This window comes from Ewingella sp. AOP9-I1-14, from assembly GCF_052375995.1.
GTDB classification, from domain to species: Bacteria; Pseudomonadota; Gammaproteobacteria; order Enterobacterales; family Enterobacteriaceae; genus Ewingella; species Ewingella allii.
The window spans coordinates 47,388-68,623 of the sequence record NZ_JBQSVA010000011.1 but is presented as its reverse complement, the minus strand read 5'-3'; the positions used below and the strand labels follow the sequence as shown (position 1 = coordinate 68,623).

19 protein-coding genes and 1 pseudogene are annotated in these 21,236 nt (G+C 52.1%); 17 read left to right on the top strand and 3 right to left on the bottom strand.

Annotation, left to right across the window (positions count from 1 at the left end):
* The 15 genes and pseudogenes from ACT3RT_RS21135 to rpoS all read left to right on the top strand — a co-directional run.
* Positions 1-392, top strand: a pseudogene (locus ACT3RT_RS21135) (hypothetical protein); the annotation flags it as partial.
* Positions 389-691, top strand: coding sequence for a phage baseplate plug family protein (locus ACT3RT_RS21130; protein WP_496203679.1), 303 nt, complete (start codon positions 389-391; stop codon positions 689-691). The pseudogene ACT3RT_RS21135 and the gene ACT3RT_RS21130, both read left to right, overlap by 4 nt.
* The gene (locus tag ACT3RT_RS21125) at positions 684-1,550 is read left to right on the top strand and encodes a hypothetical protein (protein ID WP_496203678.1); all 867 of its coding nucleotides are present in this window, start codon (positions 684-686) and stop codon (positions 1,548-1,550) included. The genes ACT3RT_RS21130 and ACT3RT_RS21125 overlap by 8 nt, the downstream gene beginning before the upstream one ends.
* Positions 1,540-2,205, top strand: a complete 666-nt coding sequence (locus tag ACT3RT_RS21120; protein ID WP_496203677.1) for a phage baseplate protein — start codon at positions 1,540-1,542, stop codon at positions 2,203-2,205. Before ACT3RT_RS21125 ends, ACT3RT_RS21120 begins: the two co-directional genes overlap by 11 nt.
* Positions 2,202-2,561, top strand: coding sequence for a hypothetical protein (locus tag ACT3RT_RS21115; RefSeq protein WP_496203676.1), 360 nt, complete (start codon positions 2,202-2,204; stop codon positions 2,559-2,561). Before ACT3RT_RS21120 ends, ACT3RT_RS21115 begins: the two co-directional genes overlap by 4 nt.
* Complete coding sequence (locus ACT3RT_RS21110; RefSeq protein WP_496203675.1) at positions 2,558-3,787, top strand: baseplate J/gp47 family protein; 1,230 nt, start codon at positions 2,558-2,560, stop codon at positions 3,785-3,787. Before ACT3RT_RS21115 ends, ACT3RT_RS21110 begins: the two co-directional genes overlap by 4 nt.
* Entirely contained in the window at positions 3,784-4,431 is a 648-nt protein-coding gene (locus tag ACT3RT_RS21105; RefSeq protein ID WP_496203674.1) for a DUF2612 domain-containing protein, read from the top strand. The genes ACT3RT_RS21110 and ACT3RT_RS21105 overlap by 4 nt, the downstream gene beginning before the upstream one ends.
* Positions 4,432-5,760, top strand: a complete 1,329-nt coding sequence (locus ACT3RT_RS21100) for a gp53-like domain-containing protein (RefSeq protein ID WP_496203673.1) — start codon at positions 4,432-4,434, stop codon at positions 5,758-5,760. It abuts the gene before it with no gap.
* Positions 5,761-5,762: 2 nt separating this feature from the next.
* On the top strand, positions 5,763-6,188 hold the full coding sequence (locus ACT3RT_RS21095; protein WP_496203672.1) for a tail fiber assembly protein: 426 nt from the start codon (positions 5,763-5,765) through the stop codon (positions 6,186-6,188).
* Positions 6,189-6,299: 111 nt separating this feature from the next.
* Positions 6,300-6,539 carry a DNA polymerase V gene (locus ACT3RT_RS21090; protein ID WP_496203671.1) on the top strand — a complete coding sequence of 80 codons (240 nt, stop codon included), beginning with the start codon at positions 6,300-6,302 and terminating at the stop codon, positions 6,537-6,539.
* Between the two features lies 1 nt (position 6,540).
* Positions 6,541-6,933, top strand: coding sequence for a HumD family translesion DNA polymerase (locus ACT3RT_RS21085; RefSeq protein ID WP_496203670.1), 393 nt, complete (start codon positions 6,541-6,543; stop codon positions 6,931-6,933).
* Between the two features lie 227 nt (positions 6,934-7,160).
* Entirely contained in the window at positions 7,161-7,925 is a 765-nt protein-coding gene (gene surE, locus ACT3RT_RS21080; protein WP_496200547.1) for a 5'/3'-nucleotidase SurE, read from the top strand.
* Entirely contained in the window at positions 7,915-8,541 is a 627-nt protein-coding gene (locus ACT3RT_RS21075; protein ID WP_353501067.1) for a protein-L-isoaspartate(D-aspartate) O-methyltransferase, read from the top strand. The genes surE and ACT3RT_RS21075 overlap by 11 nt, the downstream gene beginning before the upstream one ends.
* Positions 8,542-8,781: 240 nt before the next feature.
* A complete protein-coding gene (gene nlpD, locus ACT3RT_RS21070; protein WP_485903134.1) occupies positions 8,782-9,807 on the top strand; it encodes a murein hydrolase activator NlpD in 1,026 nt (341 codons plus the stop codon).
* A 50-nt stretch (positions 9,808-9,857) separates the two neighbouring features.
* Complete coding sequence (gene rpoS, locus ACT3RT_RS21065; RefSeq protein WP_100938021.1) at positions 9,858-10,859, top strand: RNA polymerase sigma factor RpoS; 1,002 nt, start codon at positions 9,858-9,860, stop codon at positions 10,857-10,859.
* Between the two features lie 122 nt (positions 10,860-10,981).
* Here rpoS and mutS read toward each other — a convergent pair whose 3' ends face one another.
* Entirely contained in the window at positions 10,982-13,537 is a 2,556-nt protein-coding gene (gene mutS / locus ACT3RT_RS21060) for a DNA mismatch repair protein MutS (RefSeq protein WP_496203669.1), read from the bottom strand.
* A gap of 304 nt (positions 13,538-13,841) precedes the next feature.
* The gene (locus ACT3RT_RS21055) at positions 13,842-15,353 is read right to left on the bottom strand and encodes an anion permease (RefSeq protein WP_485903136.1); all 1,512 of its coding nucleotides are present in this window, start codon (positions 15,351-15,353) and stop codon (positions 13,842-13,844) included.
* A 593-nt stretch (positions 15,354-15,946) separates the two neighbouring features.
* On the opposite strand from ACT3RT_RS21055, the gene ACT3RT_RS21050 reads away from it, so the two are divergent.
* Together ACT3RT_RS21050 and ACT3RT_RS21045 are read left to right on the top strand one after the other, a co-directional pair.
* Positions 15,947-18,730 carry a flavocytochrome c gene (locus ACT3RT_RS21050; RefSeq protein WP_353501071.1) on the top strand — a complete coding sequence of 928 codons (2,784 nt, stop codon included), beginning with the start codon at positions 15,947-15,949 and terminating at the stop codon, positions 18,728-18,730.
* A 148-nt stretch (positions 18,731-18,878) separates the two neighbouring features.
* Positions 18,879-20,306, top strand: a complete 1,428-nt coding sequence (locus ACT3RT_RS21045) for a hypothetical protein (RefSeq protein ID WP_353501072.1) — start codon at positions 18,879-18,881, stop codon at positions 20,304-20,306.
* Positions 20,307-20,321: 15 nt separating this feature from the next.
* On the opposite strand, the gene ACT3RT_RS21040 is transcribed toward ACT3RT_RS21045, so the two are convergent.
* Entirely contained in the window at positions 20,322-21,224 is a 903-nt protein-coding gene (locus ACT3RT_RS21040; RefSeq protein ID WP_353501073.1) for a LysR family transcriptional regulator, read from the bottom strand.
* Positions 21,225-21,236 lie beyond the last annotated feature (12 nt).

Here is a 21,236-nt window from a genome sequence, read left to right as displayed (position 1 = left end):
ATCACTCATACGAGGTTAACTCGCAGCGCGGCGTCAGCATGCTAACCATCTTCCTCTACTTCCAAGAGGTGATGCAGCAGATGGAAGTGGTTCTGTCAGGCTCTCAAGCCGACGCGAAAGCCACCAATGACCAGATTAGTCAAGGCGCAACAGGCGTAGGCGGGGCGGTAAAAGAGGCTGGGTCAACGCCATCAACGGTTGATGAGCTTGGTAAATCATGGTCATCACTGAAGTCATCGGTGAGCGATGTCGCCGGAACGGTAACTGGGAAGATCACCACTGGTTTTCAGAGTGCGCTCAGCACCGTATCAACCCCCGCTATTGATGTGGCGAACAGCGCCACCAAGAAGGCCGCAGAATTAGCCAAAAACATTAGCGAGAACATCACATGAGAAGCATATCCATTGAGCCGGTAAAGTCTCAAACAATCTCAGTTGATCTCGCTGGTCAGCAGTGCTCAATACGCCTAATCCAGCGCGAAACCTTCATGTACATGGACCTAACGGTTAACGGAAACCCGATCATGCAGGGAGTCCCATGCCTTTATGGAAACAAGATAGTCCGCTACAAATACCTTAAGTTCATCGGGGATTTGGTCTTCATGGATAATACAGGCCAGTTAAACCCTAGCTACGAAGGACTCGGAGAGCGATTTATTCTTTATTACTTGGAGGGCTCCGACCTTGTATAAGCAAAGAGACCTTCGGTTCGAGTTCGTGAACAATACTTCAACCTTCGACAAGCAAGGGAACAATACAATATCCCTGAGCAACGTGAAAGCAACTGTCTCGTGCCAGTCTTCAGGCAACCTTTTCGGAACGCAGGTTAGCGTTAATATCTACGGACTAAGTAGCGACCTTCTCGCCGCGCTGTCAGCTAAGGCCATGGGTAACTTTGGACCTGATACAGAGCGTATCAGCATGAAGATTTTTGTGGATAACACGGCAATCTTCGTTGGCTATATGAACTCATCGATAGCCAACATGAACTCCGCTCCAAACTCTTCACTGATAATAAATGCCACCGCCAATACTGACCTACAAAACAAGGTAGCAAGGCCATTCTCATTAAGCGGCCCAACATCGATTGTTGATGTGATCAGCAGTATATGTAAGGCGGCAGGTTACAGCCCAATAATCAACGGTCTCGACGGTATCATGGTGAGCAACCCTCACTACGAAGGGAGCGTTTTTGACCAACTACAAAGGGTATGTGACGACCTTCAGGTGTCGATGTCCGTGTCTGCTCCGACGATTTCATTCTGGCCTCAGAAGGGGCAGAAAGACAGCGTAAAGCCACTCATATCACCGGAGTACGGGCTGATCGGGTACCCGATATTCTCAAATGGAGGGGTTATGTTTCAGACGCAGTTCTCATCGCTTCTCACCACGGGAAGAATGGTGCGCCTAGACACGTCACTTCCTCACGCCAGCGGCGATTATAAATTAACTAGCGTGACCCATGAGCTTTCCTCTTGGGTTGAAGGTGGATCGTGGCATTCGATATGCATAGCGAACAGAGAGGCAGGGCCAAATCAAAATGGCGGATAATTTATTTACGCCGACCAGCGCGCAAACCAGCGATGCTGAGTCGCTACAGTACGTTTTCAAAAAGCTCCTTTCAGGGGCTTTTTTTATAGAGCTAGTGACGGTGCTGGAGATGCGTGGCGTTGCTCCGAACTTAGTGGTTGATGTTCTTCCCCTGGTAACCAGAACAGACCCCTCAGGAGCGATTATCGATAACTCCCCAATTTACAACATCCCGGTGTTCAGGCTTCAGCGCGGCGGCAGCGCCATCATCATGAACCCCATGCCGGGCGACATCGGGATGATAGCTATCTGTGACCGTGACAACTCGCTAGCCAGAGAAAACCGCAAGCAGTCCTTGCCAGCTACCAAGCGCACTCACAGCAAATCTGATGCTCTCTATCTCGGAGGATTCTTAAACAGCGAGCCAACGCAGTACATCGAGTTTGCGGATAACAAGCTGAATATCGTGGCCCCGTTTGGCGTCAACGTAACCACGCCTGAGATGTATGTCTCCGGCAACATCAAGTCGGGTGGGAACATCACCGACAACAGCAACAGTCAAAGCGCGTCGCTTAAGACGCTTCGTGACAACTACAACCAGCACCGCCACCCAGTTCCGGGCGTTCAATCTGGTAACTCAACTGCCACATCTAACCCTACGGACAAGCAAACATGACCTACAGAAACATGCAGCTCGATACCGGCACGTGGGACTTGATGCTAGATGGAAGCGGGAATTTAGCCATAACAGACGGCGGCTACTCAGTGGCGCAAGACGTAGCAAGTTCATGTCTCGTCTTCTCTGGTGAGTGCTACTACGACAATACGCTCGGCATCCCATGGAAATCGGAAGTGCTAGGCAAGCGACCAACGCCGGGATTCATCGCCCAAAAGATGCAGACGGAAGCGTTAAAGCTCCCTGTTGTTGAGCAGGCTATCGCTACTGTCTTCTTCGATGGCACAGCCAGACAGATGCGAGGCGCAATACGCGTGGTAGACACTGAAGGAACCCAAACACAGGTAAATCTATGACGACTATTGAAACCGCAGTTCCTGATGTGACGATCACCGAGAATGGCCTGCTAGTTCCTGACATTGCAGATGTTCTGGCGGGCAGGTTGACCGACATGTCTACCGCGCTAGGTGGTGGCGCCAGCCAGTCTCTAAGCTCGCCACAGGGGCAGATAGCCCAGTCAGACACCGAAATTCTTGCACAGGTATATGACAAGCTTTTATGCCTGTTCAATCAAATGAACCCTGACTATGCCACGGGGAGATTTCAGGATGGAATCGGCCGGATTTACTTTATGGATAGGATATCTGCACAGGGTACTGTGGTAACGGCAACTTGCACCGGCAGAGTAAACACGGTGATACCCGCAGGTAGCACCGCTGTAGATTTAAACGGCTATATCTACCAGTCAATAGACAATGCCATGATACCTTCGAGTGGGACTATTGACGTACCTTTCGTTAACACAACAACCGGCCCAATCTCATGTGCCATTGGTGATCTAAACCAAATATATCGCTCAGTTCCCGGTTGGGACTCTATTACTAATTCAACATCTGGAGTTGTCGGTGTAGATGTCGAGTCAAGGATCGCATTTGAAACTCGTAGAAAACAGTCTGTTGCGAGAAATGGCAGAAACATGGATGCAGCGACTCTTGCAGGGATTCTTGCCGTGGATGGCGTTCTTGATGCCTATGTTTGGTCAAATCGCACGGCGTCGGTAGTCAATTACGGTGTGACTAATTTTCCAGTAGCTGCTCACTCAATCTATATAGGGGTGTATGGTGGAAGTGACGAAGATGTGGCTTATTCAATCTTTGAGACAAAGAACCCGGGCTCAAACCTTAACGGCAACACAACACTCGTTGTCGAGGACAGGGAAAACTACAGCGCGCCATACCCTCAGTACACCATGCAGTGGCAGAGGGTGGAGCCGGTAAGAATTAGGTTCAAAGTAGAAATTGAGACAAATCAAAATCTTCCTTCCGACATAACCAATCAAGTCAAGGCAATGGTGCAGGCTGTTTTCAATGGCGAATATAACGGAATTGTTAAGGCCAGAATCGGATCAAGAATTAACTCTGGCGTCTATTACGCACCGATAATTTCAATATCTCCTGATTATTTAAACCTTTCATCACTGCAAATATCGAAAGACGGCACGACATTTAACTCTTCGGTAACTGTGGGTGTTGATCAGGTTCCAACCATACAGCTTGATGATATAGAGGTGGTGATGGTGTGAAATGGGAAGAAACTATATTAACGCAGTATTCAGCTAGCCAGAAACTCTTAGCCATCATATCAACTTTTAATAATGCAGTATCTGTTGAAGACTTCACGGATAAGTTCATCAAAGACGTATGGGATATTTCCACAAACCTTACATACGGTCTTGATGTGTGGGGGAAGATAGTAGGAGTATCTAGATATATTAGAGCTGACATTGAGAATAACAGCTTTGGATTTTCAGAGGCTGACTCTGGAGATGTAAATAACTATCCTTCACCGTTTAACGATGAGCCATTTTATGCGGGAGTGCAGGAAACAGAAACGGTAAGGCTAACCAATGATGCCTATAGAACGTTAATACTATGCAAGGCGTTTTCTAATATAAGTGTCGCCACGATTCCTGAAATAAATAAGTTCCTTTCTATATTGTTCTCGGGTCGCGGCGCGGCGTTTTCCGTTGATTATGGGAATATGGTGATGGGGATAACCTGCACCTTTTATCTTGCCCCATACGAGAAGTCAATTCTAGAAAACTTCGACGTTTTACCCATACCTAGCGGGGTAATGGTTGAGACTAGAGAGGTTGTCCCACCTTATTTTGGATTCGCACAAGACGCATACCCATTCAATGATGGAACATTCTTTAGAGATAATTAAATGAAAAGAAATGAAGCCCCGAAAAAACAACCAGTTCCATTTGCCATTGGCGGCCTGAGAGAGGATTTATTACCAACAACTCCTGCTGGCGATAATACCGCATCATATATAAATGGTTTTCCACCAATTACAATGGTGCAAAAAAATGCAGGTGGCTTGCCGCCAAAAGGTCAGGACATGAACCAGATCTTATATGAGCTATCAAATTTATCCCGCTGGTCAAGTTCTGGAGCAATAAATTCATTCGATGCAGACTTCTCCACCAAAATAGGTGGGTATCCGAAAGGGGCCACCCTTCTTGGTGATGATGGAAGCACTATTTATATCAACACCATTGATGATAACGCCAGCAACCCAAATTCAGGCGGATCTGGATGGTTCAACCAAACAAATGGTTATCTTAAAACTTTAAGCTTCTTTTCTGAAATCGCTGCCATAGGGCCGAGCGGACAGTATCCAGCGAGGCAAAACCTTTCTTTGGATAGGTTTGTTCAGGACTCTAATGAGACAAGGATTTATGGGCCGGGAGGGTCGGCGTACATATTCGCATCAGATAAGAATTGGGGTGCGTACGACAGTAGCATCCCAGGGAATATAGCACTAAGCATTACATCCGGAGGGACTGGTGGAACAACAGCCCCAGCAGCTAGGGCTGGGTTGGGATTAAAGGGTGCATCGATTTTAGATGTGGGAACCACAGCAGGAACTGTTGCTTCAGGAAATGATAGCCGCATAGTAGGAGCAATGCAGGTCGCTCAAAACGGTGGAGACATCCAAGACAAGGCGACATTTAGAGAAAATCTTGGGTTGGGTAGCTCAGCAACCCTACCAGTCGGAACATCTGCAAACACAGTCGCCGCAGGTAATGACTCTAGGATTACCGGTGCAGCGCAGAAATCTAGCAACCTTAGCGATCTGTCCAGCTCTTCCGATGCTCGAGCAAATTTAGGGCTTGGCCCAGCAGCGTTAAGATTTGTGGGCACTGGAACCAACCAATTGCCAGATATGAACGCCTTCGCAACGTCCCTAGGTCAGAATGGATGGTTTAAGCTTCCTAGCGGAGTGATTTATCAGTGGGGGACTTCATCAGCTGCAACGCCTTCTAGTCCTGATGTTTTGGTGACTTTCCCAATACCATTTCCTAATGCTGTTCTTGCAATGGGCGAGCATGATAGGGGTAGCCAAACGTCTTTAACTCTATGGCAATTTACCAGCGTGGTATCGACTGCATTTTATGCTAATGCGGTAGCCTCCATCCAACGCGGGAATTCGCAAGTCGGTTCCGTTCCACAATCAGCGGCCTGTCTCTGGTGGGCCTTGGGGTATTAATAATGAATACATATGTTTGGAGCGCAAATAAAAACCTGCTTCTCCCTGTTTCATTGCAGGAAGCTTATGAAGATGCGGGGTCGTGGCCAGAAGATACTGTAGATATTTCAGATGAAGTAGCTATGAAGTTCATGAAGACACCTGAAGCTGGAAAGGTGAGGGGGGTAGTAGATAAAATGCCTGCGTGGGTTGATGCTCCTCCACCAACAAAAGCTCAATATCTTAAACAGGCAGAAATTAAAAAATCAGAGCTGCTTAATGAAGCGGGAAATATCACCAGTGACTGGCGAACAGAATTAGCACTTGGAGTAATTTCTGATAAAGATAAAGAATCCCTGATTCTATGGATGGCATACATAAAAGACGTTAAGGCAGTAAGCCTGAGCAATGCGCCAAATGTTACGTGGCCAGATAAGCCTTCCTCATAAATTTCTTTCCTTTCCGATCAGCAGTATACCGGCACTAGCAAAATCCGTACTTCCCAACATAAAAAGCTCATGATTATACTGTATGCATAAACAGTGTTTGAGGTGTGATTTATGAGCAGACGATATGAAATTGATGCAGCATTTAAAGCTGCAATCAAGATCAGCGAGAAAGGGCGGCGCACGGTCGCCACTGAGGATTTCTGCGCTGAGTTGGAGAAGGTCAATTGCCGCTGGGGCCTGAAGGAGGCAAACCGTTGGATCGAGATGTACGTCAGTACGTTCCGTGATGTTTCAGAAACAGACGGAGAGCGTCGCGTTTTCATGCTTTTCAATCCAAACGGAGGGTGGTGATATGGGCTTCCCATCTCCAGCAGCAGACTACGCAACCAGTCGACTAACTCCAAACGATGCCTGTCTCTGGTCTGATAAGCCGGGCCAGTACCTCATGCGCTCCGCCACATCAAGTTGGCGCGCCGGAATAAAGAAAGACGCATTGCTTATAATCGACTCATCCCGCAAGCCTTGTGACGGTAGCATTGTCGTCGCCGAGGTTTGCGGGGAGTTCTTGCTTAAGCGCATGCGCTTTCATCCGACGCTATGCCTTGCTGATTTGGACCAGCCAGACGATGTGACGCTGATTGACGGTGGAGACTGGGAAGGTGAGGAGACGATTATTTTCGGTGTGGTGACGCATGTGATCAACGACACGACCACGGAAGAGTTCGATGATAGCCCGCTGATGTGATAGGCGGATAGCCTCAACAGCAATCTCGGATTTAAAATCCGACCTAACCGTAGCAAGTCAGAAACATTCGCCTACCACTATCCAGGTCATGCCGCTAGAATGCATTATGATTTTCTTCCTTTAGTAGTTCAAAAACTGAGTAGCCTGATTGGAACAGGATAAATAACCGGACAATAAAAGATGCAATGTGTAGAACCGTTTATAATATTCAACAGGTTACGAGAAATATGCGGATATTACTGAGTAATGACGACGGCGTTTTAGCGCCGGGTATCCAGACGTTGGCCGCGGCTTTACGCCAGTTCGCCGACGTTACGCTGGTTGCCCCCGATCGCAATCGCAGTGGTGCGTCCAACGCGCTAACGCTGGACGGCCCGCTGCGTATTCAGTCATACCCAAACGGCGACACGGCGGTGATTCAGGGTACGCCTACCGACTGTGTTTACTTGGGCGTTAACTCACTGATGCGCCCGCGTCCCGATATTGTAGTTTCAGGCATTAATGCCGGACCAAATCTCGGCGACGATGTGATCTATTCCGGCACGGTCGCCGCCGCAATGGAGGGGCGCCACCTGGGCTTCCCAGCGCTGGCCGTCTCGCTGGATGGTAACAGGCATTATGACACTGCCGCCGCGATAACCTGTCGCATCCTGCGCGCGTTGGCCACTGAGCCATTGCGCACCGGCAAAATTCTTAATATCAATGTTCCTGATCTGCCTCTGGCGGAGATTAAGGGTATCCGTGTTACCCGCTGCGGGAGTCGTCACCCGGCTGAGCAGGTGTTTTGCCAGCAGGACCCGCGCGGTCAGGATATGTATTGGATTGGGCCACCGGGTGATAAGTTTGATATCGCGCCGGACACCGATTTCGCGGCCGTCGCACAGGGTTATGTCTCTGTCACGCCTCTTCAGGTCGATTTAACCGCCTACGCTGCACAGGATGTGGTGAGCGGATGGATAGCCAAAGTCGGGGTCAACAGGCATGGTGAATAAACCGATGTACAACCTGCTCGAGCAGCTTCGCCAGCAGGGGATTCATGATGAAAATCTGCTGCACGCCATTGAAAAAGTGCCGCGGGAACGTTTTGTCGATGAAGCTTTTCAGCACAAGGCTTATGAAAATACCGCCTTGCCAATTGGCTCGGGTCAGACGATTTCTCAGCCCTATACCGTGGCGCGCATGACAGAGCTGCTGCGCCTCACACCGGCCTCGCGCGTGCTGGAAATCGGCACCGGGTCGGGCTATCAGACGGCTATTTTGGCGCATCTGGTTGAGCACGTGTTTTCCGTCGAGCGGATCAAAGGCCTGCAATGGCAGGCCAAGCGTCGCCTCAAACAGCTGGATCTGCATAATGTGTCGACCCGCCACGGTGATGGCTGGGAAGGCTGGCCTTCTCGTGGGCCATTTGACGCCATTATCGTGACCGCCGCCCCTCTGGAAATTCCTCAGGACTTACTCCAGCAATTGGATGAGGGCGGCGTGATGATCCTTCCCGTTGGCGAACAAAACCAGGTGCTGCAACGCATCACGCGTCGCGGTAACGACTTTGTGGTTGAGACCATCGAATCGGTCCGTTTTGTACCTTTAGTCAAAGGTGAGTTAGCCTAAACGCTGCTTCTGGCGGTGAGTTTCAGGACTAAGCCCTTAAAATTTAAATACAACTGTAATATGGTGCTGTACTTGTGATGTTGATAGCATCCACTACAGTTTTTTACTGTCGCCATCTGGCTGGCTTCTTATCCGCCCGGATGTGTTCTCTGCTAGCAACGTGCTAATTGGCACAAAGCCCGCCAAATGTGGGGTTGCGAGTGGAATGATAGATTCTGAGATTGCCGTAACGGGGGAAATATGAGCACGGGAAGCCCAATTAAAACCTTAAGCCGCATTGCGGTGTGTACGTTTATTAGCGCCTGGATGGTGGGATGTAGCAATAATGCATCGACGTCAGCCCCTATTAGCAGTGTAAACGGCGGTGGCGGAGGTCAGAATACTCCGAATTCAGCCCCGGCAAATGTCGCCAATACGCCTAATATTGCAGCGACAAATCAGCAGGGTCACATCGTTTATAACCGCAGTTACAACACAATTCCTAAAGGCAGTTATAGCGGAAGTACCTATCAAGTTAAGCGTGGGGATACGCTTTTCTATATCGCCTGGATCACCGGCAATGACTTCCGAGACCTTGCGGCACGTAACAATATCCCCGCGCCTTATGGTTTAGAAGTCGGTCAAACTATTCAGATTAATAATGTCTCCTCTAATGCTAGCACCGGCGGCATGTTAGCCACTACCGATGCGACTAAAGGTGGCGTTCCAACAGCACCAAGCGCCGGGATGATGCAAGGTACGGTGGTTGCATCTCAACCAACTACCACGTATTCTGAATCTCCGGGTAAACAGAATGTAGGTAAAATGTTGCCTTCATCAGGTGTAGTTACCACCACAGCACCTGTTGCCGTAGCCAGTACTCCTGTCACTAGTACCACCAATAATGGCGGTCCAGTTTCCTCTTGGAAGTGGCCGACAGACGGGAAAATTATCGATAATTTCTCAGCTTCCGAAGGGGGAAATAAGGGGATCGATATCGCTGGTTCGCGTGGACAACCTGTCTTAGCCACCGCCTCAGGGCGCGTCGTTTATGCAGGTAATGCTCTTCGCGGTTACGGTAATCTGATCATCATTAAACACAATGATGATTACCTCTCCGCCTATGCACATAACGATTCAATGCTGGTCCGGGAACAACAAGAAGTGCAGGCGGGTCAGAAAATAGCAACCATGGGTAGCACCGGAACCAGTTCAGTAAGATTACATTTTGAAATTCGTTACAAGGGGAAATCCGTAAACCCGCTGCGTTATCTTCCGCAGCGATAAATCGGGCAGAGTCTTGATTCTGCCCTCGGGACCACGGGTAGGAGCAGCTTATGAGTCAGAATACGCTGAAAGTTAACGAGTTACATGATGATGTAGATTTCGATGAGAACAGCGCTGAAGCCTTTGACGAGAAAGCAAATGTCGAAGAGACTGCCGATAACGACACTATTGATGCGGATGCTGAAGAAGAGTTGTTATCGCAGGCTGTAAGCCAACGAGTGCTGGACGCAACTCAACTGTACCTTGGTGAGATCGGTTACTCTCCTCTGCTTACCGCAGAAGAAGAGGTTTATTTTGCACGGCGTGCGCTGCGAGGGGATGTTCCATCTCGTCGTCGCATGATTGAAAGTAACTTGCGTTTGGTGGTTAAAATAGCCCGCCGCTACAGTAATCGCGGACTGGCACTGTTGGATTTGATCGAAGAAGGTAACTTAGGTCTGATCCGCGCAGTTGAAAAGTTTGACCCAGAGCGCGGTTTCCGTTTTTCAACTTACGCTACATGGTGGATTCGACAGACAATTGAACGGGCGATTATGAATCAAACCCGTACCATTCGTTTGCCAATCCATATCGTTAAAGAACTGAACGTTTACCTGCGTACTGCACGTGAACTTGCACATAAACTTGACCATGAGCCAAGTGCTGAAGAGATTGCTGAGCAACTCGACAAACCTGTTCATGACGTCAGCCGTATGTTGCGCCTGAATGAGCGTATTACTTCAGTGGATACCCCGTTGGGTGGTGACTCTGAAAAAGCGCTGTTAGATATTCTGGCCGACGAAAAAGAAAACGGTCCTGAAGACACCACGCAAGACGACGATATGAAACAGAGTATCGTTAAGTGGTTATTCGAGTTGAATGCAAAACAACGTGAAGTTCTGGCCCGCCGCTTTGGCCTGTTAGGTTATGAAGCAGCGACGCTGGAAGATGTGGGCCGTGAGATAGGCCTGACGCGTGAACGAGTTCGTCAGATTCAGGTTGAAGGGTTGCGCCGCCTGCGCGAGATTTTGCAGGCACAAGGGCTGAGTATCGAAGCTCTATTTCGCGAATAATTTTATCGCTTAGCAACGCGACAAGCTGACTGACTATTTGATTAGCACAGCGTTACCAATAAAAAGGCGAGGTATGAAAATACCTCGCCTTTTTCTATTTAACTTTTATGGCTTTGAGAAAGCTACACCATATCCTTCAGACGGTAGATCCACTCCAGCGCCTGGCGCGGTGAGAGTGAATCGGCATCCAGCGCCTCCAGAGCCTCTACGGCTGGCGACACTTCTTCAGTCAACAGCGCCAACTGCGGGCCATCCACCTTGCTGGCGGCGGCGCTGTTGGACAGCGTTTCCAGCTCTTTCAGCTTCTGGCGCGCGCGTTTAATCACATCTCTTGGCACACCTGCCAGCGCGGCAACCGCCAGACCATAACTCTTGCTGGCCGCGCCTTCCTGCACGCTGTGCATAAAGGCAATGGTGTCGCCGTGCTCGATGGCATCCAGATGGATATTCACTGTGCCTTCCATCTTCTCCGGCAGCGTGGTCAGTTCAAAATAGTGGGTGGCGAACAGCGTCATGGCTTTGATGCGGCTGGCGAGATTCTCCGCGCAGGCCCAGGCTAGAGAGAGGCCGTCATAGGTCGAGGTGCCGCGACCAATTTCATCCATCAGCACCAGACTGTTTTCGGTGGCGTTGTGCAGGATATTCGCCGTTTCGGTCATTTCGACCATGAAGGTGGAACGGCCAGAAGCCAGATCGTCCGCCGCGCCTACGCGGGTGAAGATCCGATCCACCGGGCCAATCACCGCCTGATCCGCCGGCACGTAGCAGCCAATATGCGCCATCAGCACGATCAGCGCCGCCTGACGCATGTAAGTACTTTTACCGCCCATGTTCGGGCCGGTGATGATCAGCATGCGGCGCTGCGGCGACATCGCCAGCGGGTTGGAGATAAACGGTTCGCTCAGCACCTGTTCCACCACCGGGTGACGTCCGCCGGTAATATTAATCCCCGGTTTTTCACTCAGCGTCGGGCAGGTGTAGTTCAGGGTGTAAGCGCGCTCTGCCAGATTGCTCAACACGTCCAGCTCCGCCAAGGCAGCCGCGCTTTGCTGCAGGGCGTCAAGGTGCGGTATCAGCAGGTCGAACAGCTCTTCATACAGGGCTTTTTCCAGCGAAAGTGCCTTGCCCTTAGACGTCAGAACCTTATCTTCATACTCTTTCAGCTCAGGGATGATATAGCGCTCGGCGTTTTTCAACGTCTGGCGGCGCACATAGTGGATCGGCACTAAGTGGCTTTGGCCACGGCTGACCTGAATGAAATAGCCGTGCACGCCGTTAAAGCCAACCTTCAGCGTATCCAATCCAAGTTTTTCGCGCTCGCGGATCTCAAGCTGGTCGAGGTAATCCGTCGCGCCATCGGCCAGCGCGCGCCATTCATCCAGCTCGGCGTTATAGCCCGGCGCAATCACGCCGCCGTCACGCACCAGCACGGGTGGAGCCTCAATAATGGCGCGCTCGAGCAATTCAACCAGTTCATTGAATTCGCCACAGTTTTTGACCAGTGTCTGGATGTGCGCGGGTTCTAAAGGCTGGAGCAGGGCGCGGATCTCCGGCAGCTGCTGCAAGGCGTGGCGCATACGGGCCAGATCGCGCGGGCGAGCGCTGCGCAGAGCCAGACGGGCCAGGATTCTCTCTAAATCCCCCACCTGACGCAGCACTGGCTGCAAATCGGGAGTGAGATCCTGTAAAGAACCGAGGGCCAGCTGGCGATTGCGCAATACCTTGGCGTCGCGCGTTGGCATGTGGATCCAGCGTTTAAGCATGCGGCTGCCCATTGGCGTCACCGCCTGATCGAGAATCGCCGCCAGCGTGTTTTCGACTCCACCAGACAGGTTTTGCGTCAGTTCCAGATTCCGGCGAGTGGCGGCGTCCATAATGATGCCGTCCTGCAAACGTTCCATGGTCACGCCGCGAATGTGCGGCAGGGCGGTGCGCTGGGTATCTTTAACATATTGCAGCAGGCAGCCCGCCGCGCGCAGCGCCTGTGGGGCTTGTTCCACCCCAAAGCCACTCAGGTCGCGAGTACCAAACTGCAAGTTAAGCTGCTGCTTGGCGGTTTCCAGTTCGAACTCCCACATCGGCCGGCGGCGCAGGCCGCGGCGCGACGATATAAGCGACATAGACTCGAAACTTTCAGGGTAGAGCAGCTCGGCAGGATTGGTGCGCTGGATCTCCGCCGCCATGGTTTCCAAATCTTCTGGCTGAGCCACGCGGAAGCGGCCTGAGCTAATGTCGAGCGTGGCATAACCAAAGCCGCGACCATCCTGCCAGATAGCCGCCAGCAGGTTGTCGTGGCGCTCGTTGAGCAGTGCTTCATCACTGACCGTGCCGGGCGTCACAATGCGCACGACTTTGCGCTCAACCGGCCCTTTGCTCAGTGCGGGATCGCCGATTTGCTCACAAATCGCCACGGATTCGCCCAGTTGCACCAGCTTGGCTAAATAGCCTTCCACGGCATGGTAAGGCACGCCCGCCATCGGGATTGGCTCGCCCGCCGACGCACCGCGCTTAGTGAGGGAGATATCCAGCAGTTGCGATGCGCGTCGCGCGTCGTCATAAAACAGTTCGTAGAAGTCCCCCATGCGATAAAACATCAGAATCTCTGGGTTTTCAGCCTTGAGGCGCAGGAACTGCTGCATCATGGGAGTGTGGGAATCTAGGCTTGCATTATCAGTCATAGACTTGGTCTTATTAATCCATTGAATTTAAAGTTGATTGTGATTTTTATTGTTGTCATTCGTCATCACGATGTGGCTAAGAGAATCAGCACTTGTCACTCAAAGACCCGTGGATTTTCACCCCGCTATACTAGCCCAGCGAGCAATATGCTGTCACAGGTAAAAGTTCGAGAGATGCCGCAATCTGAGATTGCAATGGACTGTAAAGCGCGGTGGGAAGGCTGAAAATAAAAATGGCCAGAAGGTTTAACCCATCTGGCCATGTCGAGGCGGTGCAGCAAGTGCCACGCCGTGAGGGACTAAATTAGAACATCATTACCATCCACGGGTAGGCGATGAGCATCAGGCCGCCGAGGAAGATGGCGCCGAAGATGGTGCCTAAACGCCAGAAGTCTTTGGTTGGCAAGTAGCCGCTGCCGTAGTAAATCGGGCTTGGGCCGGTGCCGTAGGGGGTGATGATCCCCATCACGCCCAGCGAGGTCACCATCATCAGGCAGTAAACCGGCATGTTGATGCCCGGAATAGCCGCCGCGATGGTCAGCATCGCCGGTAACAGCGCGGTGGTGTGCGCCGTGGTGCTAGCGAACAGGTAGTGCAGCAGGAAGAAGGCCACCAGCAGCATCACCGCCGCGACCTGCGGGTCGATGCCGGTAAGCAGTTGCCCGCCTTGCAGACCCAGCCACGAGATAAAGCCAACTCGCGCCAGCCCGTCGGCCAGTGCCACCAGCGTGGCAAACCAAGCGAAAGTGTTCCAGGCCGGCTTATTGCTGGTGATGTCATTCCAGTTCAGCACGCCAGTCCACAGCATCAGCACCACAACCAGCAGCGCGGCCATAGCAGGTTCAATCCACGCGGCGGCGAAAATCCACATCAGCAGGGCCGAGCAGACGAAGACCAGCAGCAGGATTTCATGGCGCGACAGCTTACCCAGCTTCTCCAGCTCGGAGGTCGCCCAGCGCGGCACTTCATCATTTATCTTCACTTCTGGCGGATAGAACCAGTAAGCCAGCAACGGCATAGTGAGGATTAACAGCACGCCAAGCGGCAGAAAGGCGAGGAACCACATTCCCCATGTAATCTCGAACCCGACGATGCTTTTAACCAGCGCCAGTGCCAGCAGGTTAGGGGCCAGGGCGGAGAGGAACATGGAGCTGGTGATACAGGCCGAGGTTATCGCCACCCACATCAGATAGGAGCCGATTTTGCGCGCGCTCGGATCATTGGGTTTTGAGCCGTACAGCGGCGGAAGGTTGGCAATAATCGGGTAGATAGTCCCGCCGCTGCGCGCCGTGTTGGACGGCGTGAACGGAGCCAGCAGCAGGTCGGCGAAGGTAATGGCATAGCCCAGGGTCAAGCTGCGACGCCCGAGGTACTTCACCAGAATCAGCGCCAGACGGCGGCCAAACTGCGTTTTGTCATAACCCGCAGCAAACATAAATGCGCCGAAAATCAGCCAAACCGTGGAGTTACCGAAACCACTCACTGCCCATTTGAAAGCTTCAGTGGCGGTTTTAAATTTCGGGTTAGCGAGTTCGGCCGGGCTGAAGAGCAGCCACTGGCTGAAAAGGGCAATCACCACCACCCCGGTCAAACCAATAACGGCGCCGGGCAGTGGCTCAAAAATCAAACCAACAATCACCCCGACGAAGATGGCAAAGAAGTGCCAGGCATAAGGTTCAAGCCCAGTCGGAACCGGTAAAAGCAGCAGAATGACTGCCACCAGCACCGGCAAGAACAGCATGATCAGGCGTTTCTTTAGTCCCGATGAGGCAGGCGCGGCCTTATTAGGATCACTCAAAGTTGATGTGGGTTTCATAGTTTTTATCTGCAAGTTAGTGAGGGGAGCGTTACGCCCCGTTTATCTATGTTTGCGTTTGGAATGCTTAAAGATTTTTGTTCTATTTCACCATGGCATTTGCAATATATTCATTCCGTGTTTCAGCGTTTTTGCCTATTACTCGATTATGATGAATATAATATGAAAAGAATAAGTGATTAGTATTACCCAGAGAAGAGCTTATCGGATGGATATTATCATTCTTTATAGAGGCCTAGAGTAAAAAAGGTACAGTTATCAGTCAAACACCATCCACTCTCAGTGAGAGTAGAGTAAATTTACGTAAAAGCCAAATACCCATCTTAACCTACTGATTTTTATGGTATGATTTTTTATGTTATTCATAAGTTGATTTTTGTCAACTCATCACTAACAATTAAGGGTGGTATGGGTTTTCTGACGATTAAATAAACAACTCCCTTTCTCTTAAAAACGCATAACTAAATTTTCCCACTATATAAGCTACGCCCTTTTATTTTTATTTTTTAGATGACCTCAGCGCTGGTTAATTAAACGGTATGCACTACGCCCTCGGAAAAATTTTCGATTTCTAAATGTTGGAGTTGCTCAGAATGAATAAGCTCACCCCGGTTCTTAACCACCTCACCTTGCCCAATGGCGCGGTGCTAAAAAACCGCCTGGTTATGGCCCCGATGACCACTTGTACCGGCTTTTATGATGGCACCGTCACCAGCGAATTAGTGGAGTATTACCGCGACCGCGCGGGCAGTATCGGGACTATTATTGTTGAATGCTGCTTCATCGATCGCATGGGGCCGGCCTTCCCTGGGGCTATCGCAATTGATAGCGATAATAAAATTCCGGGACTGAAGAAAATAGCCGACGCCATTAAATCCAAAGGCTCAAAAGCTATTTTGCAGATTTATCACGGCGGCCGCATGGTGGAGCCGGAACTGATTGGCGGCAGAACGCCGGTCGCACCGAGTGCTATTGCGGCACCGCGTGAAGGGGCGACCACGCCAAAAGAGCTGAGTGCGGAAGAAGTTGAGGTGATGATCACCAAGTTTGGTGACGCCTTTAACCGTGCTATCAAAGCGGGCTTCGACGGCGTGGAGATTCACGGCGCAAACACCTACCTGATTCAGCAGTTCTACTCGCCAAACTCCAACCAGCGCACCGACAAATGGGGCGGCGACCGCGACAAACGCGCCCGTTTCCCGCTGGAAGTGCTTGATATCGCTCACAAGATGGTGGAGCGCTTTGCCCATAACGACTTTATTATCGGCTACCGTTTCTCTCCGGAAGAGTTAGAAGTTCCGGGCATCCGTTTCGACGACACCATGTATTTGCTGGAGAAGCTGGCCGAGCGCGGTCTGGACTACGTGCACTTCTCCGTCGGCCAGTTGCTGCGCCCGTCGATTGTCGACACCAGCGACCCAACGCCGCTTATTACGAAATATCGCGCGCAGCGTTCCGAAAATCTGGCGAAGATCCCGGTCATTGGTGTGGGCGGCGTGTTGAACAAGGAAGACGCGGAAAACGCGCTGGAGCACGGTTTTGACTTGGTCGCGGTAGGTAAAGCCTGCATCGCGTACCCGGACTGGGCCGACCGCATCATCAACAATGAGCATCTCGAGCTGTTCATTGATAGCAACAAACGCGAAGCGCTGAACATCCCTGAACCGCTGTGGCGCTTCTCACTGGTTGACGCCATGATCCGCGACACCAGCGCCACTGGCCGTAAATATAAAGCCGGGGTTTATCAGGAGAAAGTCGAAGCCGAAGCGCTGAAACTGAAAATCAGCGTCACGCTGGATACCGACCGTATCACCGACATCACGCTGGTTAAGGACGACACCCTCGACGTCGACTTCACCACCACCTTCGAAAGCCTGCGTTCGCGTATTCTGGTTGCCAACAGTCCGCACGTTGACGCCATTACCGGCGCGACCACCCAGAGTGAGGCGCTGAAGAAAGCCGTTTCCCGCGCGCTGGCGACCTCCAGCAAAGAGCACGTGATTGAAGAGGGCGGTAACCCGCAGGCACCACAGAATTACGACGTGGTAGTGATCGGCAGCGGCGGCGCAGGTCTTGCGGCGGCCATTCAGGCCCATGACGAAGGCGCGCACGTGGTGATCATCGAGAAGATGCCAACCATCGGCGGCAACACCATCAAGGCCTCGGTGGGTATGAACGCCGCAGAAACGCGTTTCCAGAAGCTGAAAGGCATTGAGGACAGTAAAGAGCTGTTCTATGAGGAGACGTTGAAAGGCGGCAAGTTCAAAAACAATCCTGAGCTGCTGCGTGAGTTCGTCGAGTTGGCACCAGAAGCCGTAGAGTGGCTGGCGTCGAAAGAGATTGAGCTGAACGATATCACCATCACTGGCGGGATGAGCATCGACCGTACCCACCGTCCTGCTGACCGTTCCGCCGTTGGCGGCTTCCTGATCAGCGGCTTGGTGAAAAACATCAACAAACGCGATATCGAAGTGCTGCTCGAAACTTCCGTTGCTGACATTCTGTTTGATAACGGCGTAGTGACCGGCGTGAAGGTGGTAGATGAGTACAACGACACCCGCATTCTGAATGCGAAAAGCGTGATTGTTGCCACCGGCGGCTTCAGCGCCAACCGCGAAATGGTGGTGAAATACCGCCCTGAGCTGGACGGCTTTGTCACCACTAACCACAAAGGTGCGACCGGCAGCGGCATCGCTATGCTGCAAAAGATCGGCGCGGACACCGTGGACATGGGCGAGATCCAGATCCACCCAACGGTTGAGCAAACCACCTCTTATTTGATTTCCGAAGCTATCCGCGGTGGCGGTGCGATTCTGGTGAGTCAGGCGGGCAAGCGTTTCTACAACGAAATGGAAACTCGTGACAAAGTCTCTGCCGAGATCATCGCGCTGCCAGAGAAGAGTGCCTGGGTGATCTTCGACGACCAGGTTCGCGCCAACAACAAAGCCGCCGACGAGTATATCGCCAAGGGCTTTGTGGTCAGCGCGCCTTCGCCGCAGGAGCTGGCGGTGAAACTGAACATGGACATGCACGCGCTGCTGGCGACGCTTGAGCGTTACAACGTGTTCGTGGATAAGCAGAATGACGAAGATTTCGGCCGTAAAACCGCGCTGCGCCATCCGCTGAATCAGGGACCTTTCTACGCGATTCGTATTGCGCCGGGGGTTCACCACACCATGGGCGGCGTGACCATCAACACCGACACTGCCGTGCTTGATACTCAGAAACAGGTGATCACCGGGGCCTGGGCGGCGGGCGAAGTGGTTGGCGGTATCCACGGCGCTAACCGCATCGGCGGTAACGCAGTGGCTGACATCATCATCTTCGGCATTCTGGCCGGGCGTAACGCGGCGGCACTGGCGCGTAAATCAGCCTGACGGATAATCTCGATGTAAGCTGTACACAATGGGCCGACTTGTTCGGCCCATTTTACTTTCTGCTTGCCGACACTTTGCGCATTTTCTTCTTAAGTTAATCAAAATTTGGCCGATACCAGATAACGCATCAGAAACAGGGATAGGACAAATGGTAGGTCAAATTAGCGGAATTTCGTTCCCACCCCCGCGCATCGCCAGCGCTAACGGGGCCAGAGTAAACCAGCCAGCGGCAACGCCGCCTCAGCCTTCAACACGCGTCACGCTGAGTAACGCGAGTGACGAACTCAATGCGATTTACAGCATCAGCGCGCAGAAACTGCGTACCAACAACATTAACACCGGCCACAGCCAGCTGGATGTGTTGATGGGCGCCAATGCCAATCAGCCGATATCGGGCGCGTTTCAGGGGTTAGGTAAGGCGCTGTTAGCGCAGCTAAAAGATAACCCTTCTGACTTCTCTGCGGCGGTGAGTTCTACCAAAAACGTTGATGCTAGTGGCACCGATAAAGCCAGCGCCGTGGCGTTGGACATCGTCACCCAAAGCGGCGTGAAGGTCAGCGTGTCGCTCTCCCGCCAGCAGGGGGGATTGGTGGCAGAAGTGACTACCACCGGTGGCGAACTGACAGATAAAGAGACCGACGCGATTGCGGGTCTGGCAGATGCTTTCCAAAGCACCCTCGACGGCATGTCCGGCAAGACCCCGACGGTGAACGTGGATGGTTTAACCCAATTTAATACCACGCTGCTCAAATCCGTCGACCTTAACGCCGACGTACGTGAAAGCGGCCAGTCCGTGCAGTCTCTGAACTTCCAGAGTGACCTCACCCAGCGCGCCCTGAGCTATAAAGACGCTAACGGCTCATTCCAGCTGAACACCGACCTCAGCCATCCTGAGCTATTGGGCACGCTGGGGCAGCAGGATCAGGCGCTCGCGGCTTATGACAAACAGCTGAATAACGCGGCGCTGCGCGGCTATGCCAACCAAGACATGATGTCGAGCTTCAAGTCGGCGTTCCACGCGCTGAATAGCCACTATGGCTCAAACGAAATCGACAAAAGCCACCAAATCATCACAGTGACTGAAACTAACAAGGCGCAGTCTTATTTGAGTGGTTTGGCGGACTTCTCGGCTTCCTTCCAACAAACGGATGTTAAGTCGAACCCGTACAAAGATGATGAGAAGGACAGCTTTGCCTATAGCTTCAGCCAAAGCAGCAACGTGGTTGACGGAGTGGACGGCACTCGCAGCAAGATAACTCAGAACACCAAGTCTCACTTGCAGGCCAGCTTCCATGAGTCGCTGACGGCGGGGACGCCGCTGGCATTGAGCATGCTGAAGTCGTCGCAGAATTACACCTATCATCAGATAAATGAAGACAGTTCTACCGACACCACGCTGGACTTTAAGAAAGGTCGACTGGCGACGGTGGGCACGTCTCAGAGCACTCACAGCCTGGAAACGGTGAAAACCTACAACGACGCTCTGCTGGTCAAGGAAAGCAAAACGCCGAATGACCACCAGGAGAGCCATCAGCTCAACCTGCTTTCCGAGAGTATTAAGGTGAAAACCAAGTAAGGGAGTGCCCAAGGCTTATTGGGCATGTTCTCTAATCAGCTCAATCAGTTGCTTAAGGCCGGGCTGAAGCTGGCGGCGGCTAGGGTAGTACATGACGATCGGCTCGCCCTGTACTGCCCAATCTTGCAGCACCGGCACTAACTGCCCGCTCTGAAGATAGGGGGCGATATAGCGCTCCAGACAGTACGCCAGCCCCATGTGGTTGAGCGCGGCGTGAATAATCATGTCGGTTTCATTGGCGACAAAATTACCCGGCACGTCCAGCTCGCACGCCTCTTCACCTTCACCCAACTGCCATTTGTAGATGCTAGCATCGCCAATACGCATGCGAATGCAGCTATGCTTCATCAGATCCTGCGGGGTTTGCGGTGTGCCGTGTTGCGCAAGATAAGCCGGGGAGGCGACCACCACCCAGCGCAGCTTGCCGGTCAGCGGCATGGCAATCATGTCCTGCGGCACCGTCTGCCCGTAGCGCACCCCCGCGTCGTAGCCGCTGCTGACGATATCTATCATGTTGTCATCAATGGTGATTTCTAGCTGAATGCGCGGGTAAGCGCGATTGAACTGCGCCAAAATCGGCGTGAACAGCAGACGCGCGGCGTCGCGGGGAATATTAATGCGCAGTCGGCCCACCGGCAGCTCGCGGTAGTTTTCCAGCTCGCCGAGGGCGGTGCGAATGAACTCAAAGCCCTGATCTAACTGACTGACCAGCGCCGCGCCCGCCGCTGTGGGGACCACGGATCGGCTGGTGCGATGCAGCAATTTGACGCCAAGACGCTCTTCCAGCCCGCGCATGGTGTGGCTCAGCGCCGAGGTGGTGACGCCCAGTTCGGCGGCAGCCAGTCGGAAACTTTGTCGCCGACAAATAGTAGAAAAAACATTAAGATCGGCTAATTCGCCGCGCGTCAGAGTAGGCATAAAAGGCTCGAT

Coding starts and splice junctions, on each gene's coding strand:
- ACT3RT_RS21130 (WP_496203679.1), top strand. CDS start 389: ATGAGAAGCATATCCATTGAGCCGGTAAAGTCTCAAACAATCTCAGTT.
- ACT3RT_RS21120 (WP_496203677.1), top strand. CDS start 1,540: ATGGCGGATAATTTATTTACGCCGACCAGCGCGCAAACCAGCGATGCT.
- ACT3RT_RS21115 (WP_496203676.1), top strand. CDS start 2,202: ATGACCTACAGAAACATGCAGCTCGATACCGGCACGTGGGACTTGATG.
- ACT3RT_RS21110 (WP_496203675.1), top strand. CDS start 2,558: ATGACGACTATTGAAACCGCAGTTCCTGATGTGACGATCACCGAGAAT.
- ACT3RT_RS21100 (WP_496203673.1), top strand. CDS start 4,432: ATGAAAAGAAATGAAGCCCCGAAAAAACAACCAGTTCCATTTGCCATT.
- ACT3RT_RS21095 (WP_496203672.1), top strand. CDS start 5,763: ATGAATACATATGTTTGGAGCGCAAATAAAAACCTGCTTCTCCCTGTT.
- ACT3RT_RS21090 (WP_496203671.1), top strand. CDS start 6,300: ATGAGCAGACGATATGAAATTGATGCAGCATTTAAAGCTGCAATCAAG.
- ACT3RT_RS21085 (WP_496203670.1), top strand. CDS start 6,541: ATGGGCTTCCCATCTCCAGCAGCAGACTACGCAACCAGTCGACTAACT.
- surE (WP_496200547.1), top strand. CDS start 7,161: ATGCGGATATTACTGAGTAATGACGACGGCGTTTTAGCGCCGGGTATC.
- ACT3RT_RS21075 (WP_353501067.1), top strand. CDS start 7,915: ATGGTGAATAAACCGATGTACAACCTGCTCGAGCAGCTTCGCCAGCAG.
- nlpD (WP_485903134.1), top strand. CDS start 8,782: ATGAGCACGGGAAGCCCAATTAAAACCTTAAGCCGCATTGCGGTGTGT.
- rpoS (WP_100938021.1), top strand. CDS start 9,858: ATGAGTCAGAATACGCTGAAAGTTAACGAGTTACATGATGATGTAGAT.
- mutS (WP_496203669.1), bottom strand. CDS start 13,537: ATGACTGATAATGCAAGCCTAGATTCCCACACTCCCATGATGCAGCAG.
- ACT3RT_RS21055 (WP_485903136.1), bottom strand. CDS start 15,353: ATGAAACCCACATCAACTTTGAGTGATCCTAATAAGGCCGCGCCTGCC.
- ACT3RT_RS21050 (WP_353501071.1), top strand. CDS start 15,947: ATGAATAAGCTCACCCCGGTTCTTAACCACCTCACCTTGCCCAATGGC.
- ACT3RT_RS21045 (WP_353501072.1), top strand. CDS start 18,879: ATGGTAGGTCAAATTAGCGGAATTTCGTTCCCACCCCCGCGCATCGCC.
- ACT3RT_RS21040 (WP_353501073.1), bottom strand. CDS start 21,224: ATGCCTACTCTGACGCGCGGCGAATTAGCCGATCTTAATGTTTTTTCT.